The organism is Methylobacterium bullatum (genome assembly GCF_014845095.1).
In the GTDB taxonomy this organism is placed as follows: domain Bacteria; phylum Pseudomonadota; class Alphaproteobacteria; order Rhizobiales; family Beijerinckiaceae; genus Methylobacterium; species Methylobacterium bullatum.
In genome coordinates this window covers 1-18,523 of the sequence record NZ_NKUG01000102.1, presented here as the reverse complement: position 1 = coordinate 18,523, position 18,523 = coordinate 1, and the positions used below count along the sequence as shown (strand labels likewise).

Annotated in this window: 16 protein-coding genes and 1 pseudogene; 6 read left to right on the top strand and 11 right to left on the bottom strand. The window is 69.3% G+C overall.

Going from position 1 to position 18,523, the window contains the following annotated elements; translation table 11 throughout:
• The first annotated feature begins 6 nt into the window (after positions 1-6).
• Together MBTS_RS15130 and mnhG are read left to right on the top strand one after the other, a co-directional pair.
• On the top strand, positions 7-291 hold the full coding sequence (locus MBTS_RS15130) for a K+/H+ antiporter subunit F (protein WP_018041825.1): 285 nt from the start codon (positions 7-9) through the stop codon (positions 289-291).
• The gene (mnhG, locus tag MBTS_RS15125; protein WP_018041824.1) at positions 288-629 is read left to right on the top strand and encodes a monovalent cation/H(+) antiporter subunit G; all 342 of its coding nucleotides are present in this window, start codon (positions 288-290) and stop codon (positions 627-629) included. The genes MBTS_RS15130 and mnhG overlap by 4 nt, the downstream gene beginning before the upstream one ends.
• A gap of 11 nt (positions 630-640) precedes the next feature.
• Here mnhG and MBTS_RS15120 read toward each other — a convergent pair whose 3' ends face one another.
• Both MBTS_RS15120 and MBTS_RS15115 read right to left on the bottom strand, forming a co-directional pair.
• The gene (locus MBTS_RS15120; RefSeq protein ID WP_056160868.1) at positions 641-2,392 is read right to left on the bottom strand and encodes a monovalent cation:proton antiporter-2 (CPA2) family protein; all 1,752 of its coding nucleotides are present in this window, start codon (positions 2,390-2,392) and stop codon (positions 641-643) included.
• Between the two features lie 69 nt (positions 2,393-2,461).
• Positions 2,462-3,400 (bottom strand): pirin family protein, encoded by a 939-nt coding sequence (locus MBTS_RS15115; protein ID WP_056160867.1) that lies wholly within the window; start codon positions 3,398-3,400, stop codon positions 2,462-2,464.
• Between the two features lie 438 nt (positions 3,401-3,838).
• Here MBTS_RS15115 and MBTS_RS15110 point away from each other — a divergent pair, with 438 nt between their 5' ends.
• Positions 3,839-6,031 carry a transglycosylase domain-containing protein gene (locus MBTS_RS15110; RefSeq protein ID WP_192215955.1) on the top strand — a complete coding sequence of 731 codons (2,193 nt, stop codon included), beginning with the start codon at positions 3,839-3,841 and terminating at the stop codon, positions 6,029-6,031.
• A 55-nt stretch (positions 6,032-6,086) separates the two neighbouring features.
• On the opposite strand, the gene MBTS_RS15105 is transcribed toward MBTS_RS15110, so the two are convergent.
• The 8 genes and pseudogenes from MBTS_RS15105 to MBTS_RS15065 form a co-directional block, all read right to left on the bottom strand.
• Positions 6,087-6,341, bottom strand: coding sequence for a BrnA antitoxin family protein (locus tag MBTS_RS15105; RefSeq protein WP_056147723.1), 255 nt, complete (start codon positions 6,339-6,341; stop codon positions 6,087-6,089).
• 29 nt (positions 6,342-6,370) lie between these two features.
• Positions 6,371-6,601: a hypothetical protein gene (locus tag MBTS_RS15100; RefSeq protein ID WP_018041817.1), complete on the bottom strand. Its 231-nt coding sequence runs from the start codon at positions 6,599-6,601 to the stop codon at positions 6,371-6,373.
• A gap of 307 nt (positions 6,602-6,908) precedes the next feature.
• A pseudogene (locus tag MBTS_RS24255) lies at positions 6,909-7,837 on the bottom strand (DMT family transporter).
• A gap of 28 nt (positions 7,838-7,865) precedes the next feature.
• A complete protein-coding gene (locus MBTS_RS15085) occupies positions 7,866-9,134 on the bottom strand; it encodes an arsenic transporter (RefSeq protein ID WP_192215953.1) in 1,269 nt (422 codons plus the stop codon).
• A 43-nt stretch (positions 9,135-9,177) separates the two neighbouring features.
• Positions 9,178-10,335: a metallophosphoesterase gene (locus MBTS_RS15080; protein ID WP_238254275.1), complete on the bottom strand. Its 1,158-nt coding sequence runs from the start codon at positions 10,333-10,335 to the stop codon at positions 9,178-9,180.
• A 134-nt stretch (positions 10,336-10,469) separates the two neighbouring features.
• Positions 10,470-11,792, bottom strand: coding sequence for an MFS transporter (locus MBTS_RS15075; protein ID WP_192215952.1), 1,323 nt, complete (start codon positions 11,790-11,792; stop codon positions 10,470-10,472).
• Between the two features lie 205 nt (positions 11,793-11,997).
• On the bottom strand, positions 11,998-12,420 hold the full coding sequence (locus MBTS_RS15070) for a type 2 periplasmic-binding domain-containing protein (protein ID WP_147831063.1): 423 nt from the start codon (positions 12,418-12,420) through the stop codon (positions 11,998-12,000).
• Positions 12,421-12,491: 71 nt separating this feature from the next.
• Complete coding sequence (locus MBTS_RS15065) at positions 12,492-13,151, bottom strand: DNA-binding protein (RefSeq protein ID WP_147831065.1); 660 nt, start codon at positions 13,149-13,151, stop codon at positions 12,492-12,494.
• 155 nt (positions 13,152-13,306) lie between these two features.
• Here MBTS_RS15065 and MBTS_RS15060 point away from each other — a divergent pair, with 155 nt between their 5' ends.
• From MBTS_RS15060 to MBTS_RS15050, 3 genes are all read left to right on the top strand, one after another.
• Entirely contained in the window at positions 13,307-13,975 is a 669-nt protein-coding gene (locus tag MBTS_RS15060; RefSeq protein WP_056147747.1) for a response regulator, read from the top strand.
• Entirely contained in the window at positions 13,972-15,372 is a 1,401-nt protein-coding gene (locus tag MBTS_RS15055; protein ID WP_192215951.1) for an ATP-binding protein, read from the top strand. Before MBTS_RS15060 ends, MBTS_RS15055 begins: the two co-directional genes overlap by 4 nt.
• Before the next feature lie 234 nt (positions 15,373-15,606).
• Positions 15,607-16,794, top strand: coding sequence for an FAD-dependent oxidoreductase (locus tag MBTS_RS15050; protein WP_192215950.1), 1,188 nt, complete (start codon positions 15,607-15,609; stop codon positions 16,792-16,794).
• Between the two features lie 6 nt (positions 16,795-16,800).
• On the opposite strand, the gene MBTS_RS15045 is transcribed toward MBTS_RS15050, so the two are convergent.
• Positions 16,801-18,312, bottom strand: a complete 1,512-nt coding sequence (locus MBTS_RS15045; protein ID WP_192215949.1) for a glucosamine inositolphosphorylceramide transferase family protein — start codon at positions 18,310-18,312, stop codon at positions 16,801-16,803.
• Positions 18,313-18,523 lie beyond the last annotated feature (211 nt).

Below are 18,523 nucleotides of genomic sequence, written 5' to 3'. Positions count from 1 at the left end.
CCTCCCATGAGCGCCAACACCGTTCTCGATTGGGGGCTCGGCTTTGCCCAGGGGATGCTGGTTCTCGCCATGGCGCTCGCCGCATGGCGGATGCTGCGCGGCCCCCGCGCGCAGGATCGCATCCTCGGTCTCGACACCCTCTATCTCAACGGCATGCTGGCGGTGGTGGTCCACGGCATGCGCACCGGCAGCGGCCTCTATTTCGAGGCCGCCCTGATCCTCGGCATGATCGGCTTCACCGCCACCGTGGCGCTGGCGAAGTTCCTGATGCAGGGCGAGGTGATCCAGTGAACGGCGCCGAATTGCCCGTATGGGCCGCGTGGCTGGTGGTGGCGCTGGCGATCGTCGGCGCGGGGTTCTCGCTCACCGGCGCCTTCGGCCTCATCCGCCTCCGGACGTTCTACGAGCGCGTCCATGCCCCCACCCTGGGCGCGACCCTGGGCATGGCGCTGATCCTCATGAGCTCGATGCTGCTCCTGTCCCTGATCGAGGGCCGCCTCGTCCTGCGCGACGCGCTAATTGGCGTGTTCCTCACCGTGACGACCCCGGTGACGTTGCTGCTCCTCGCCCGCGCGGCGGCGCAGCGCGACCGCCAAGAGCGCAATCCCGACGCTCCGCCGGAGGTGTGAGACCCCACGCCTCAGGCCTCCACCGCATTCCCCCGAATCAGGTCGCGCCCGGCATAGATCCCGCCCACGGTCTCCATATCGAGCCGCTCGGCATCGCGGCGGCGGACTTCGGCCATGACTGCGCTGGCGGAATCCGGCTCGTCACCGATGGCCAGGAGCGCCTGCTCGCCGAAGGCCAGGGCGGATTCCAGCGTCTCGCGAAGCTGGTAGGCGACGCCGGCATGGATGAGCTCGATCGCGTGCTCGCGGTCGCGGGCGCGGGCGAGGACGGGCACGAGGGGGAACTCGGCCTTCGCCAGTTCGGCGATGCGCCGAGCGGCCTCGCGGTCGTCGATGCAGATCAGGATCGCCCGTGCCGTGGCGGCCCCGGCCGCGTGCAGGATGTCGAGACGCGTGCCATCGCCGTAATAGACCTTGAAGCCGAATTGTTCGGCGACACGGATATAGGCGGGGTTGGTGTCGATGATCGAGACCGAGCAGCCGCGCGAGATCAGCGGCTGGCTCACCACCTGCCCGAAACGGCCGAAGCCGATGATGAGGGCGCTGCCCACGAGGTTCTCCGGCACCTCGACACCCTCCGTGGAGACCGAGGCCTTGGGGCCGAAGCGGTCGAAGGCGATCACCATCAGCGGCGTGAGGGCCATGGAGAGGATGATCGTCGCCGTCAGGATCGCGTTGGTGGTGCCGTCGATGATGCCGGCGCTCGCGGCGGCGGCATAGAGCACGAAGGCGAACTCGCCGCCCTGAGCCATCAGGGCCGCACGCTCCATCGCCTCGGGATGCGAAGCGCGCAGGAGGCGGGCGACGGCGTAGATGACGACGCTCTTCACCACCATGTAGGCGGCGACGCTCGTGAGGATGAGCGCCCAGTTCGCGGCGATGACCGTGAGGTCGAGGGACATGCCCACGCCGAGGAAGAACAGGCCGAGCAGGATGCCCCGGAACGGCTCGATATCGGCCTCCAGCTGGTGCCGGAAGCTCGATTCCGAGAGGAGGACGCCCGCCAGGAACGCGCCCATGGCCATGGACAGCCCGCCGAGCTGCATGGCCAGGGCCGAGCCGAGCACGACGAGGAGGGCCGCCGCCGTCATCACCTCGCGGGCCTTGGCCGCGGCCAGCAGGCGGAACAGCGGGTTGAGCAGCCAGCGCCCGGCCGCCACCAGGGCGGCCACCGACCCGAGGGCGACGCCGATGCCATAGACGCGGTCCATCGTGCCGGTCGCCTGCCCGCCGGGGGCCAGCAGCGCGACGATGGCGAGGAGCGGCACGATGGCGAGGTCCTCCAGCAGGAGGATCGCCACGATGCGCTGGCCCTTCGGCGTCGAGAGCGACCCGCGCTCTTCGAGAAGCTGCATGACGATGGCGGTGGAGGTGAGGACGAAGCCGGTGCCGGCCACGAACGCGATGGCAGGCGAGAACCCCATGGCGATGCCGACGAGCATGAGCGCGGCGATGCAGACGCCGACCTGGGCGAGGCCGAGGCCGAAGATCTCGCGCCGCATGCCCCAGAGCCGCGACGGCTCCATCTCCAGCCCGATGATGAACAGGAACATCACCACGCCGAGTTCCGCCACATGCAGGATGGCTTGGGCATCCGAGAACAGGCCGAGGCCGAACGGGCCGATGGCGAGCCCCGCCACGAGGTAGCCGAGGACGGAGCCGAGGCCGATCCGCTTGAACACAGGCACCGCGACGACGCCGGCGGCGAGCAGCGCCACGACCTGGACGAGTTCACTCGCGGCACCGGATGCTTCAACAGCCATGATGTCGACATGTCCTCTCGGAGGGGATTCGCGGGCGAGGCCCCATCGGCCCCGCCCGGTTTTCACGCATCAGGGGTAGCGCACGGGCGGAGGCGATTCGGGTAAGGGGATGAACTCGGATTCGCCGGGCACGGTGTCGAACCGGGCCTGGCGCCAGTCCTCCTTGGCCTGCTCGATCCGCTCCGGCCGCGAGGAGACGAAGTTCCACCAGAGATGGCGCGGCCCGTCCATGGGCTCGCCGCCCAGGACCATGAAGCGCGCGGCCTCGGTGGCCCGCACGCTGATGCGGTCGCCGGGATTGAAAACGAGGAGCTGGCCGGGGCCGAACCCGTCGCCGGCAATGTCGATGGCGCCGGAGACGGTGTAGATCGCGCGCTCGTCATAGGTCGGGTCGAAGGGCAGCACGGCGCCGGCCTCGAGCATCACGTCGGCATAGACCATCGGGCTCGACGTCCGCACCGGCGATCTGGCGCCGAAGGCCTCGCCGGCGATCAGCCGGACGATCTTGCCCTCGCCGGAAAGGATCGGCAGCGCATCCGCGTCGTAATGTTCGAAGGCGGGGGCGGTCTCCTCGTCCTTGCCGCTGAGCGCGACCCAGGCCTGAATGCCGAACAGCTTCGAGCCGGTCCGGCGCAGCCCGGCGCCGGTCCGCTCCGAATGGGTGATGCCGCGACCGGCCGTCATCCAGTTGAGCTCGCCCGGACGGATCGGCAGTTCGGTGCCCAGGCTGTCCCGGTGCATGATCTCGCCGTCGAACAGGTATGAGACGGTGGAGAGGCCGATATGCGGATGCGGCCGCACGTCCATGCCCTGGCCGAGCAGGAACTCGGACGGCCCCATCTGGTCGAAGAAGATGAAGGGACCGACCATCCGGCACTGCGTCGACGGCAGGGCCCGCCGGACGGAGAACGAGCCGAGATCCCGCGAGCGGGGAACGATCAGGGTCTTGATCGCGTCGCAGGAGAAAGGATCGCCCGGAGCCGGGTCGTCCGCACTGTGCCAGCTCATCGCCCGTTTCCCTTCTGCTCGGTCCGACTCAAATGTATCGCGGCTCACAGGGCAAGCTCGGCCTGGATCCACACGACCGTCTCCATCGGCCCTCACGATCGGGCCGGGAAATACGCTCGCATGGGGCACCAGGTCTTGAAGAAAGCCGGCATGTCCGCACCGGCATCGTTATCCGGCCCATTCGAGCGGAATGAAATAGAAACGATGGAAACCGATCGTTTCCGGAAACGCATTTTCCGGTCTTGGTCGTGGAGACTGCGGGTGAGGTTCAAAGAGCGGCAATCACGATTCAAGCCGCCACGGCCGAGCGGTTAACATTCCGCTATGATCTCAAAACCCGAAAACGATCCGGGTTAGGAACCCTTAAACCCGCCGTATTTACCGTGCGGTACCTGAGCCTCTCGGATCACGAGGCGCTCACAGGTTCAGACGAAACGCATGGCGAACGGACGCAAGGGACGCGGGCGGGAGGAGCCGAACTTCGACGTGCCCGAAGGGCGCATCGGTGGGCGCGGCGACCTCGACCTACGGCTCAGCGGCGACGATCGCGCCGGAGGCGGTGTGGGCAGACGCGCGACGAGCAGCAACGGCCAGGGCGAAGGCCCCCGGCGCCCCTCGGCGCGGGCCAAGACACCGGCCCGGAAGCCGCGCCGGCGCTCGTTCCTGGGCGGTCTCTTCTATGGCACCCTCGTACTCGGCCTGTGGGGCGTCATCGCCATCGCGGGGCTGGTGGCCTACCACGCCTCGCAACTGCCGCCGATCGACCAGCTCGCCGTTCCGAAGCGCCCGCCCAACATCGCCATCCTCGCCAGCGACGGTTCGCTCCTGGCCAATCGCGGCGAGACCGGCGGACGGGTGGTGAGCATCGGCGAGTTGCCGCCCTATCTGCCGCGCGCCTTCGTGGCGATCGAGGACCGGCGGTTCTACAGCCATTTCGGCGTCGACCCGGTGGGCATCGCCCGCGCCGTGGCCCAGAACGTCACCCGCCGCGGCGTCTCGCAGGGCGGATCGACCCTGACGCAGCAGCTCGCCAAGAACCTGTTTCTCACGCCCGAGCGCTCCGCATCGCGAAAAATCCAGGAGGCGATCCTCGCCCTGTGGCTGGAGCACCGCTACACCAAGGACGAGATCCTCGAACTCTACCTGAACCGGGTCTATTTCGGCGCCGGCGCCTATGGCATCGAGGCCGCCGCCCAGCGCTATTTCGGCAAGCCCGCCAAGGCGGTGACGCTGGCGGAAGCCGCCATGCTCGGCGGCCTCGTCCAGGCGCCCTCGCGTCTCGCGCCCAACCGCAACCTGCCCGCCGCCCAGGCGCGGGCGGCCCAGGTGCTCGCGGCCATGGAGGAACTCGGTTTCGCCAAGCCCGCCGAGGTGAAGCTGGCGCTGGCGACACCGGCACGGCCGGCGAGCAGCCGTGGCGGCGGCTCGGCCAATTACGTGGCCGATCTCGTCATGGACGTCCTCGACGACTTCCTGCCGAAATTCGACACCGACATCGTCGTCACCACCACCGTCGACACCCGCCTTCAGGGCGCGGCCGAGAAGGCACTGGTGGACGAGCTGAACCAGAAGGGCTCGCGCTACAACGTCGCCCAGGGGGCCGTGGTCTCGATGAGGCCGGACGGCGCGATCCGGGCGCTCATCGGCGGGCGCGATTATTCCCAGAGCCAGTTCAACCGGGCCACCACCGCCAAGCGCCAGCCGGGCTCCTCGTTCAAGCCCTTCGTCTATCTCGCCGCCGTGGAGCGGGGCCTGACCCCGGACACCGTGCGCGACGACGCGCCGATCAGCATCAAGGGCTGGAACCCGGAGAACTATTCGCGCGACTATCGCGGGCCGGTCCCCTTGCGCGAGGCGCTGGCGCTGTCGCTCAACACCGTGGCCGTGCGCCTCGGCCAGGAAGTCGGCCCGAAGGCGGTGGTGCAGGCGGCCCAGCGCCTGGGCATCTCCTCGCCGCTGCAGGCCAACGGCTCACTGGCGCTCGGCACCTCGGAAGTGACCCCGCTGGAAATGGTGGGCGCCTACGCCGCCTTCGCCAATGGCGGCACGGGCGTGAACCCCTACGTCATCGCCAACGTGAAGAGCACGACGGGCAAGGCGCTCTACCAGCGCAAGGACACCAATCTCGGCCGGGTGATGAATGCCGAGACCGTCTCGATGATGAACGCGATGATGCACGAGACCTTCGTCTCGGGCACCGCGAAGAAGGCCGAGGTTCCGGGATGGGACCTCGCCGGCAAGACCGGCACGAGCCAGGATTTCCGCGATGCCTGGTTCATCGGCTACTCGTCGACCCTCGTCACCGGCGTCTGGCTCGGCAACGACGACGGCGAATCCACCAAGAAGGTCTCCGGCGGCAACCTGCCCGGCGAGATCTGGAAGACCTACATGACCGTGGCCCTCAAGGGCCAGACTCCGACGATGCTGCCGGGCGCCAACCATTGGCGCAACCGCGCCCCGGCGGAGGTTCCCGCCACCACCGGCACCGCACCGGGAGGCCTCATCGGCGCCCTCCTCGGCGAGCCGCAATCCGCCGCCCCGCCGCCTCGCGTCGCCGCCAACCAGCGCGCCCGCGGGCCGAGCCAGGACGACCGGAATTTCCTGGAGAAGCTGTTCGGCGTGGGGGAATAGGCGCGGGAGAGAAGCACTTTCCGGCAGCCGCGAGCTGTCGGAACCGGGCCGGTCTCTACAGTCCGGCGATGCCCTTCAGCGCCGCGTTGATCCGGTCCTGCCAGCCTGGGCCGTCCTTCTGGAAATGCTCCAGCACGGCGCGGTCGAGGCGCAGGGACACCATCTCGCGGGCACCGGGCGGGCTGAGCGGCGCGGCGGGGGCGCGCTCGACGGGTTTGGGAGTGTCGGGCGCCTTGGTGGTGGCGGCCTTGAAGGCGGCTTCCGCCGCCTGGCGGGGGTCGCTGGCGCGACGGGTCCGATCGAATGCCATGGGTCGGTTTCCTGGTAAGGCTGTCTGGCTCAGCTCGCGGAGCGCTTGCGTTTGGGGGCCGGCGCGGGAGCGGCAGCCTTCTCCGCGGCCTCGGCGGCTTCCTTGGCGAGGCGAAGGGCGCGCAGCTTCACGGTGCGCTCGTCGATCTCCTTCACCGATTGCAGATGCTCCGCCATGGCCTGCGCGCCTTCCTTGGCCATCCGCTCCGCGCGCTCGGCGCGCTCTTCGGACCGGGTCCTGGCGTCGGTTTCGTCGCTCATCGTCGTCCTTCCTGGCTCCCCTCGCCCCGCCGCCCGCGCAACGACCGCATCATTCGCCGGGGCGGAGGCGGCAGCGGCGGATGAACCGCTCGTGCCCGCTCGCGCGGCGCATCATGTCGACGATCGAGACGAGTGCCGGCGGACGTGAAATTCCGCGATCGGCAGCGAGGAAGGGTGATCCACACACCCTTCGCACGGGACCGGCTTCAGGCGGGATCGCCGGGACATAGCACGTCCGGGCACCAAAAAGCGAACCCTGGCAAGGACTCGCGGGGGTCGCGCAGGTAAATCCCGGTGGATGTCCCCGTCAAAACGCCGCGATGAGGACGATTCCAGCCACCATGAGCCCGGCGCCCGCGATCCGTGCCTTGCCGGCGCGGTGCTTCGGCATCCCGAGCCAGCCGAAATGGTCGATGGCCAGCGACGTCAGCAGGTTGGCGGTGATGAGCAGCCCGTTGAAGGCGCCGGCCCCCACCTTGTCGACGAAGAGGAGGCCGCCGAACACCGCCACCGCCCCGGCGATGCCGCCGAGCGGCGCCCACCACGGCATTCCCGCGAGGTCGTCGCGGGTCGGGAGCGGGACCGGACGGATCGCCAGCATCGCGACGAAGACGAAGACGATGGGCAGGAACGAGACCGCCGCCGCGAGCCACGGATTGACGAGCGCGCCGCGAAGCGCCGCGTTCATGGTGACGCCGATGGCCTGAAGGGCGCCGGCGACGAGGATGAAGGGATAGAACAGGGGGCCGATCATGAGCGTGGGATCTCCATCGGTGCGGACGGGAGGCCTCAGAACCGGGCGATGAGGACGATGCCGCCCACCATCAGGCCGCCGCCGAGGAGGTGCAGCAGCCCTTGCGGATTCGCCTGCATGCCGAGCCAGCCGAAATGATCGATGGCCAGCGATGTCAGGATGTTGGCGGTGATGAGCAGCCCGTTGAACGGCCCGGCTCCGACCTTGTCGACGAAGGCGAGGCCGCCGAACACCGCCACCGCTCCGGCAAGCCCGCCCAACGGTGCCCACCACGGCATGCCGCCGAGCTGTTCCAGGCTGGGCAGCGGCGTCGGCATCACCACGAACAGCGTGACGAAGACGAAGACGATGAGCGAAAACGAGACGGAGGCCGCGAGCCACGGATTGACCAGGGCCACGCGCAGGCGCGCGTTCATGGAATTGCCGGCCGCCTGAAGCGCGCCGGCGACCAGGATGAAGGGATAGAGCAGGGCCGCGTTCATGTCGGGTCGACCTCGGAACGGAGGGGGATCAGGGCAGGAGGAGCAGGCCGGCCAGGGCGAGGATGAGGGCCGGCGGCATCACCAGCAGGCCGAGCTTGAGGAAGCGCCAGAAGCCGACATCCTCCCCTTCGCGGCGGATGGCGGTGAGCCACAGGATGGTGGCGAGCGATCCGGTGACCGACAGGTTGGGGCCGAGATCGATGCCGATGAGGATCGCCCCGGCGACCTTCTCGGAGACGTCTGCCTGCTGCACGGCCGCCCCCGCGATCAGGCCGGCCGGCAGGTTGTTGACGAGGTTGGAGAGCACCGCCACCAGGGTTCCGCCGCCCCAGGCCGCGGCATCGGGCGAGGCTTGTGCCGCCCGCTTGAGGTGATCGGCGAGCAGGGTCAGGACACCGGTCTTCTCCAGGGCCTCGACCAGCACGAACAGCCCGGCCACCAGGGGCAGCACGCCCCAGGACACGTCCTTGACGACCTCCACCGCTCCGCCCCGCTTGATCGCGAGGACGAGGAGCGTGGTGGCGAGGCCGGCGACGAAGGTCGGCAGGCCGAGTTCGAGATCGTAGGCCGAGGCGGCGATGAGGGCCCCGGCGGTGGCGACGATGCCGAGACCGGCGACCTTGCCGGTGCCCGAGAGGGGCGTCGCCTCGACGTCCCGGGCGAGCAATTGCTGCCGCAGGACGGAGTTCTGGGTCAGGCGCAGGACGATGTAGGTGGCGACGATGGCCAGGATCGAGGGCAGCGCGAACCGCGCCAGCCATTCGCTGAGCGGCGGCATGTGCGCGGCATAGACGACGAGGTTGGCCGGGTTCGAGATCGGCAGCACGAAGCTCGCCGCATTGGCGATGAAGGCGCAGATGAAGAGGTAGGGCAGCGGCTCGGCCTCCGCCGCCTTGGCCGCGGCATAGACCGCCGGGGTCAGCACGACGGCGCAGGCATCGTTGGAGAGGAACACCGTGACCACGGTGCCGACGAGGTAGACCAGCAGGAACAGGCGCGTCGCCGACCCCCTGGCCTGGCGCACGGCGATGCCGGCGAGCCAATCGAACAGGCCCTCCTTCCTGGCGATCTCTGCGAGCAGCATCATGCCGACGAGGAACAGGTAGACATCCGTCCCCTTGCGCACGCCGTCCCAGGCCGCTTCCGGCGAGATCAGGCCCAGCACCAGCAGCGCCCCGGCTCCGAGCACGGCCCAGACAGCCTCCGGCCAGGCGAAGGGCCGGGTGATGACCCCGATTGTCGCCAGTCCGGCGATGATCCAGGTCGCCAGATGCGGCGTCACGGGGAGTGCGAACATGGGCGGGCGAAATCCTGTCAGGGTCGAGGGAGCGGCGTGACGACTACCAGTGTCGGCCGTTCCGATTGGGTCCGAGCTGGGTACCGAGGAGGCCCTTCTCGGGCCAGGCGCCGATGGAATCCGCGTCGCTGCCGATCCCCTTCGAGACCGGCAAGCGGGACCGGTCGGTGGCGGGCTCCACGACGTCCTGCCCCGTGCCCCCGGCCGCGTCCGAGGCCCGCACGGTGAGGCGGCGCCCCGCCGCGTCCCAGGGGATCGACGCACGGTAACGCCGGTCGCCGTCGGCGCGGGTCATCGCCTGCCACGGCCCGCCATCGACGCTGACCTCGCAAGCGGTGACGGCGGAGGCACCGAGGACGAGCGCGCGCACCTCCACCGTGTCGCGCACCCGGTGCGCGTCGTCATGGGCGAGGCGCCGGTCGGCGGGGGCGGTGACGAGGACGAAGGGCCAGGGCTCGGCCAGTTCCTTGAAGCGCCAGCTGACGACGCCGCCATCGATCGCCGCGATGGCATAGCCGACCGGCCCTTCCTCGACCTGCCCGGTGGAGCGCGTGGCCGCGAAGATGGTGCGACCGTCATTGGCGAGCTCGTTGTAATGGGTGTGGCCCATTTCCACGAGGCGCACGCGCGACTGCGAGACGAGATGGCCGACGCGGACGGCCTCGCCCTCGCCTTTCAGGTCTGCGGGGTAGCTGTGCATGAACAGTGCGCAGTCGAGACCGTCGCGCTCGGCCAGCTGGATTTCGCCTTCGAGCCAAGCGAGCTGTGCGTCGCCCAGGCGGAAATCCGGACCGCCGGTTCCCGGCCCGCACATGTCGAGGAAGAGGCAGCGAATGCCGGAGATGTCGGTGGCGTAGGGAAGTGGCCGTGCGCCGAGGCCGGCATGGAAGGCATCGAGGCTGCCGCCCTCCATGTCGTGATCTCCCGTGATGACATGGACGGGGAGCGAGAATCCCAGGAGGCCCTGGCGGACGAGGGCATATTGCTCGGGCAGCCCGTTCTCGGCGTTGTCGCCGGGCAGGTACGCGAAATCGAGCCCCTCGACCGCGCCGAGTTGTGCGACGATGGCGAGGAAATCGCGGGCGTTCTCGAGATGCCCCTCGGTGAGGTGCAGATCGCCGATATGGGCGAAGGCGAGGATATCGTCCCGTGCGCTCGCGGGATGGGTCATGGCGGGATGGGTCATGGCGGGATGGGTCATGGCATGTCTCGCTTCACGGCCCGTCATGTGACGCGCCCGGCCACGGCTCGAGCCGGCGGGGTGATGAAAAAAGGGGGGCGCGTCGTCTGAAAACTCGGAGGGTTTGGACGGCTTCGGTCCTGCCGGACTCGCCGTCAGGCGGGGGAGACCGCCATCGCCTCCGACCCGCCCGAGCCCGGGGGCTTCGAGGCCGAGGTCGGTGGCTCGAACCCGTAGGTCTCCGGCATGGCGACGAGGTAGAGGACGAACCCCGCCGCCGCGATTGCCGCCAGGACCAGGAACGCTGTCGAATAGCCCGCCGACACGATGATGAGACCGGCCAGCGTCGCCGAGAACGAGGCGCCGAGCCCCTGCGTCGTCGCGACGGCCCCCTGCGAGACGTTGAACCGTCCGGTGCCTCGGGTGAGGTCGGCGACGACGATGGGGAAGAGCGCGCCGTAGATGCCGGCACCGATCCCGTCGAGGAGTTGCACGGCGACGAGGTAGAACGGGTTGTCCGAGAAGGTGTAGAGCACGCCCCGGATGGCGAGCACGCCGAAGGCCACGAGGAAGATCGGCTTGCGCCCGATCGCGTCGGCCTTGGCGCCGACGAAGACCGCCACCGGCACCATGACGAACTGGGCGGCCACGATGCAGACCGAGATGAGCGAGGTCGCGCTCTCCTTACCCGAAAGCTTGGTCAGCAACTGGCCCACCGAGGTCAGCATTGCGGCATTGGAGAGGTGGAAGATCGCGGCCAGCAGGGCGAACAGCATCAGGGTGCGGTTCTGCAGCAGGGCCTTGATCCCGGATGCCTGTTCGCCGCCCTCCCCCGCCGTCTCGTCGAGGCCGCGGGCGAGGTCGTCGTCGATGTCCTTGGCCGGCACCATCAGCATGGCCCCGACGCTCAGCACCGCCAGCACGGCCATCAGCCAGAACACCACGATGGGCCCGAAGAAATAGGCCGTCGATCCGGCAATGGCCGCCGAGACCGCGTTGCCCGCATGGTTGAAGCCCTCGTTGCGGCCGATGCGCTTGGAGAACATCTTCGGCCCCACCACGCCGAGGGTGATCGCGGCGAGCGCCGGCGGGAACACCGCCCCGGCGATGCCGGCGACGGACTGGGTCGCGGCCACCAGATAGAAATTCGTGACGAAGGGAAGGAGCAGGCAGCTCGCCGTGACAGCCAGCGCCCCGGCGATGACGATGGCGCGCTTGTGGTTGGTCCGGTCGATCAGCGCCCCGGCCGGCGTCTGCGCGATCAGCCCGGCAATGCCGGCGATCGTCATGATCATTCCGGTCGTCGCCTCATTCCAGCCCTGGTCGGGACCGCGCACGGCGATGAGGTAGATGGCGAGATAGGGGCCGAGCCCGTCCCGGACGTCGGCGAGGAAGAAGTTGAGGGCATCGAGCCCGCGCAGCGTCCGCTGCGACGGGGCGCGACCCCGATCCTGGTCGGCGGCGGGCACGCTCGTCATCCGATCGATCTTTCGAAGCAGGTCATGAAGGGGACCGATCGGCACGTGTCACTGGCTCGGGAGCCAAGGCCTCGGGTCGATCGGAGCGGCAAACCCCAGCCCGAAATGAAGGTTCCTCGGCGGGGATTGAATTCTGCGTGAGCGTCGAAGCCCCGGCACGGCAGACAAGATCAGCAGTGTATTCGGTATGTGGAATACTCGGCTTCTAGACCGCGATACGCTTTTCTTTCCGGATTCCGTGGTCGTCATGGACATGGACGTCGAAGGTCTCTCCGTCCCGGATGCCGCGAATCTCGAAATGCCTCGGCTTGCGAACCGGCGGTCCTTCGACGCGGTAACCGGCATCGCGGACGAGGCGCAGCGCCGTGTCCGGATCGCCCTTGCCGTGCCCCTTTTCCGGCCACGCGATGATGCGCACCGCGCCGTCGGCGAGGACGAGGCGGGACACCTTGATTTCGCAGGGCGTGACCTCGCCCTCGACGGTGACGGTGTCGCCGACCCTCGGCATCCCTTCCGACACCGCTTTGGGACCGAGATCGGCGAGACTCCTCGTGCCGTTCCCCTCCAGCGCGAGGCGATGGCCGAAGACGGCCCAGACGATTCCAGTGGCGGTCGCGGTCTTTGGCATTGTCGTCGATCCCGATGATGGAGAAGGCCTCAAGCCCTCCCCCGGAGGTCCGAGGGAGGGAAATGTCATCGTCAGAAGCTGCGCTTCTCGCGAATGTCGCCGTCGAACCCGACATGGAGCAGGCGCTCGCGCCCGTCCTGGCCCTTGGCCGCCATGTCGAGATGGCGCGGACCGCGCCCGGTGACGCGGATGTCGGAATAGCCGGCCGCCTCGACCTTCGCGGTGAGCGCGGGTGCATCGATCTCGGGGCCGAGGCCGACCTTGTCCTTCGCCCAGTCGAGGCCACCGGGCTTCGGACCGCGCGCCGGACCGAGCACCACCGTCTTGCCATCGGCCAGGGTGAGGAGGGTAGCGTGGAGGAAGCCGTTCTCGAAGCGGCCCTGCACCGTGACTGCCTCACCCTTGGTAACGAGCGTGCCGCCTTCACCCTGCTTGCCGGTCTCGACCAGGGCACGGCCGGAGCCGTCCTGCAGGATGAACTTGTTGCCGAAGATTTCCGCGACCTCGCCCTTGGCCGCGATGGCGGCGGAAGGAGCGAGCTGTGCGACGGTGACCGGCGCGACGGGGGTGAGGGTCACGCCGGTATTCTGCGCCAGGGAAAGGCCGACGGCCCCGAAAGCGAGGGGAGCGGCGATGGCGCCGACGATCCAGCCGCGGCGCGAGCGGCGCGGGGCGGCGGCGGGGCTCGGCATCTCGGTGGCGGTTCCGTCGATGGTCTTCTCGGTCGTCATGGTGTCGATGTCCTGGAAAAGCGGATCCCCTCTCGGGTTGACGCCGTTCTAGGCTCGCCCCTCCAACCCGATCTGAACCGCGCGGTTCAGCCCCGGTTAAAGCGCGGCGCGTAGGCGCCGGGGCTGCCCCTGCATCCCCAAGGATACGGATTCCGATGAAGCTCCTTCTGGTGGAGGACGATGCGGCCCTCGCCGCCGAGATCGCCAAGGCCCTGCGCGCCGAGAACTTCGCCCTCGACCACGCGGTCAACGGCGAGGACGGCCAGCATCTCGGCGAAACGGAGACCTACGACGCCGTGGTGCTCGATCTCGGCCTGCCCAAGCGCGACGGCGTCTCGGTGCTTCAGGCCTGGCGGGCCGCCGGGCGGACCGTGCCTGTGCTGATCCTCACCGCGCGGGACGGCTGGAGCGACAAGGTCGCGGGCTTCAAGGCGGGGGCGGACGATTATCTCGTGAAGCCGTTCCGGGTGGAGGAACTCGTCATCCGCCTGCGGGCCCTGGTGCGCCGCGCCTCGGCGCACGGGGCCAACCGGATCGTCTGCGGGCCTCTCACCTACGATGCCGGCCTCGGCACGTTCGAGCGGGATGGCCTACCCCTGAAATTGACCGGGCTCGAATGGCGGGTGCTCTCCTGCCTGATCCTGCGCAAGGACGGGGTGGTGCCCCGTGGCCAGCTGATCGAGCGGGTCTATGACGGCGACGCGGAGGTCGATTCGAACTCCGTGGAGGTCATCATCACGCGCCTGCGCCGCAAGATCGCGCCGGCCCGGATCGAGGGCGTGCGCGGCCACGGCTACCAACTGGTGCCGGGGGAGGCGGCATGACCCGGCCGCGACCTCCCCACGGACCGGCTCCCCACGGGGCGCCTCATGCGCATCGCGGCTCCCTGCAGCGGCGGCTGATCCTCGCCGCCCTCGTCCTCGTCACCGTGGCCCTCGTGGTGGCGGGGGTCGCCATCGGCTTCATCCTGCACCGCTTCGTGCGCGGCCAGCTCGACAGCCGCCTCGACAGCCAGATCGTCGCCATCGCCTCCAGCCTGGAACGGGGCCGCGACGGCCGCCTCGCCCTCGGGCGCAACCTCGACGGCCCGCCCTTCGACCGCGACCGGTCGGGCTGGTCCTGGCAGGTCCGGCAGGGCGACGCGCTCCTCCGCTCCGGCTCCCTGGAAGGCCGCGACCTCACCGTTCCGGAAGACGACCGGCCGGATGGCGGGGGCCGCCACCGCGACCGTCCCCGCCCAGGCGACGCCGTCGACCCCTGGGGCAACCCGGTGATCCTGCGCATCCTCGCCCTGCCGGATGCGGCGGGGATCGGCCCGGCGACGATCGTCGCTTCCGCGCCCGTGGCGGCCCTGCGCGGCCCCGTCCGCGAGGCGAGCCTCACCCTGGCGCTGATCCTGGCCGTGCTCGGCCTCTGCCTTCTCGCCGGCCTCGTCGTGCAGGTGCGCCTGGGCCTCCGACCGCTGGAACGCCTGCGCCGGGACCTCGCCGAGATTCGCGCGGGCAAGCGCGCACAGGTGCCGGAGACGCAGCCGGCGGAGATCCGCCCCCTGGTCCGCGAGGTGAACGCGCTGCTCGGCGAAAACGCGGCGAATCTCGAACGGGCACGCACCCATGTGGCCAACCTCGCCCACGGATTGAAGACGCCGCTCGCGACCCTGACCATGGCGCTGCGGGACGGGGAGCGCGATCCCGACGGCCGGCTCACGACTCTGGTTTCGGGCATGGACGGGCAGATCCGCCATCATCTGCGCCGCGCCCGCTCGGCGGCCCTGGGCGGGGCCACCCGCGAGAGGACGGCGCTGGAGGCGCCCGTGGCCGATCTCCGCTCCACCTTCGCGCGGCTCTATGCCGAGAAGGGCATCGCCTTTTCGGTGGAGGTGGCGGACGGCATCGCGGTGGCCTGCGACGGCCAGGACGTCGACGAGATGCTCGGCAACCTCATCGACAATGCCTGCCGCTGGTGCCGGGCGCGGGTCCGGATCGCTGCCGCGCTCAACCAACGGGGCGTCACCATCACGGTCGAGGATGACGGGCCGGGCCTCGACGCGGACGCAGCCGCCGGGGTTCTCGGGCGCGGCAAACGCCTGGACGAGACCGTGCCCGGCCACGGGTTCGGCCTGTCGATCACCACGGAACTGGCCGAACTCTATGGCGGCACGCTTCGTCTCGACCGCGGAAGCTTCCATGGTCTTCGCGCGCGGCTCGACTTGCCGAGGTAACTCGCCGAGGTAACTCGCCGACGTAACTTGCCGGCCCGGCTCGAAACTGCAGTGTTAACCGCACGGATTCTTTAGGCTGACGGCGCACCTTGATCGGGACGGAGCGGGCGGCATATGCCCTGCTGCGAGGGGTTGTCCCGACCCGCCTGCGCCGCGAATGGGTGCCAAAATGGCACGGCAGACGCACGGGGCGGAGGAGAGGCGGCCCATTCGGGCTCGGGCGGGAGGTTCTGGATGTCTGAGATCCACCACGACGTCATCGTCATCGGAGCAGGCCTCGCCGGGACTACCGCGACCATTGCGCTCACCAGGGCCGGTTACGACACGGCGATCATCGACACTCACGCGGTCTATCCCCCCGACTTCCGGGCGGAAAAGCTCGGCGTGCCGCAGATGGACCTGTTCGAGAAGCTCGGCTTCGGCGAACTGGCGCGGGCCGTGACGACGCCGGTGGACGAGGTCTGCGTCACGCGCTTCGGCCATCTGGTCTCGCGGCATGCCGTGCGCGAATACGGCGTCCATTACACGCCCCTCATCAACGACCTGCGCGGCGCCCTGCCCGCCTCCTCGCCCCTGGTGATCGGGCGCGTGGCGGAGATCGAGACCGGCCCGGAACGGCAGACGGTCACCCTCGCCGATGGCAGCGTGCGCACCGCGCGGCTGGTTCTCCTGGCCACCGGCCTCGGCGACGTGCTCCGGCGCAAGGTCGGTATCGGCAGGACCATGATCAGCGAGAAGCACTCCCTGTGCTTCGGCTTCGACATGGCGGCCCCGCCCTCGTCCTTCGGCTTCGAATCCCTCACCTATTACGGCGAGAGCGCGGACAATGCGGTGGCCTATGTCACGCTCTTTCCCATCGGCGCGACGATGCGGGCCAATCTCTTCGTCTACCGCGCACTCTCCGATCCCTGGGTGAAGGAGTTCCGCAAATCGCCCGAGGCGCTGATGCGGCAGGCCATGCCCGGCCTCGCCCGCCTCTGCCCGGACCTCACGGTCACGGGCCCCGTGGAGATGCGCCCCATCGACGTCGTCCAGGCGGCCGATGCGGAACGCGACGGGGTCGTGCTCCTCGGCGACGCCTTCCTGACCCCCTGTCCGATCCCCGGGACCGGGATCGGAAAGGTGCTGACCGATGTCGACCGGCTCTGCTCCGAGCATCTGCCGCGCTGGTTCGCCACCCAGGGAATGGGCAAGGACAAGATCGCCGAATTCTACGCCGACCCGATCAAGCAGACCTCCGACCGGCAATGCCTTCAGGCGAGCCTCTATGCCCGCCAGATCACGGTCGGCAGCGGTGCGGTATGGACCCTGCGGCGCCTGCGCAACCGCGTGGGCCGCTACGGCCTGCACGCCCTCCACCTGCTGCGCACGGCCTTCGCCAAGCCGCGCGGACCGGCGATCGGGCGCACCAAGACCGTCTGAGCCGGGCTATCGCCCCCTGCGCCAACGGGGGGAGCGGGCCGAGCCGTCGATGAACTCGAAGGTCGAAGTCCGGTTGAGGGTGTGGAGACGGGTGCCGGGAAAGAGCGGGCCCGAGCGCAGGATCGTCTCCACGGTCTGCGCGTAACCCTCGTCGTCGAGGCGGTCGATCCGCGCCAGCGCCAGGGCCTCGCCATAACCCAGGCGGCAATCCTGGACCGGGCGGATCAGGGCGCCGTCCCGTTCGACGATGCGTCCCGCCGGCCGCGCCGAGGCGATGTCGATGAGGACCGGATTGCGGGCGTGCGGCGTCCAGGGACCTCGGAAGTCCGGCGCCGACCAGAGATGCAGGCTGTCGTGGTAGGAGCCGAGCACCGTCCCTCCGCCGACATCGGCGGCCTGATCGCGCACCGTCGCGAACATCCACCAGCGGCCGTCCCGCTCCAGCAGGGTCGGATCGCTGGCGGTGATGCCGCTGAGCAGCGTCGCTTCCTTGACCCAGCCGCCCGGAAAGGCCGTGGCCCGGTAGAGGTCGACCGTGCCGTTGGCGCAGCTCTCCGGGATCATCCAGAACGACCCGTCGCGCTCGAACACGAACGGATAGGACAGGTGATACGGCTCCTCCAGCACGGGGACCGGCGTTCCGATGGGTCCGTTCCCATCGAAGGCCACAGCCGAGATCAGCGCCTTGCCCGTCGCGTGCGGGAAATCCTCGACGAAGAGGATGGTACGGCCCTCGTGCTCGATCCCGAACGGATCGGCGTAGAATCGCAGGCCGTCATCCGCCAGGTCGTGCCAGCCGGACGAAGGATGCGCACGCAGGTCCACGAGATCCGGGCCGGCCAACCGACGCCAGCCGACGCGCCAATGGGGGGCGCGATAGCAAAGGTAATAGAGGCGGCGGACGACGAGCCGCGCCGCCATCTTCGCGGCGCGGGTGCCGATCGTCTTCACGGTCAGGGCGGGCGCCTCCGGCGCCACCGGGACGCCGTCCCGGAGAAGCGGCCGGGCGCCCGAAAGCGCGCCGACGATGAGCGTGATACTGCGGATCAGCCCGTCCTCGAACGCGGTGAGCATGGTGCCGCGATCCTCGGCGCCGAAGCGCCCGGAGGCGATGATCCTGCCATCCGTGGAAAGGGCCGCCACGGGGGAGCGGCCGGCGAGAAGCGCCGCGAGAAGCGCGCCCTCTCCCGCCACGCCGTCGAAGCCGAGGCGCCAGACCGGAAGGTCCGGGCCGCCCTCCGCATCGCCGCAAAGATCGAGGATGCAGGACGCGCCCGCCGTGGGCTCGGGATAAGCAGCGAATGCGCTTCCCGGGACGGGGGCGGACAGACCGCCGAGGGACAGCCGGTTCAGCAGAGCTTCGAGGCGGAACAGCAGCGCGGCATTGTCCGGCAGCCCCCCCGGCCCCGGCGAGCGGTCGACTTCCACTTCGAGCCCGGTAAGTGCTGCGAGCCGTTCCAGAAGGCGGAGATGCCAGCGGCGGGGGGCGCGTCCATCCAACCTCAGTCGCAGGCGCATCGTCGTCGGTCCCCGGACAGTCGAAATCCGAGGCCGAAAGCCACCGGATGGCGGGATCGGTCCGACGCGGGACGCCCCCTCATGTCTTCCCGTTACACCATCGCGATTGAGAAACCCTTCACTGCCCTCGGAATAAGCACCGGCGGCGGGATTACTTTAGAGCGCCTAACAGAACGGCACCGAACGTTGCTTTCAGCGTTGGTTTGGCATG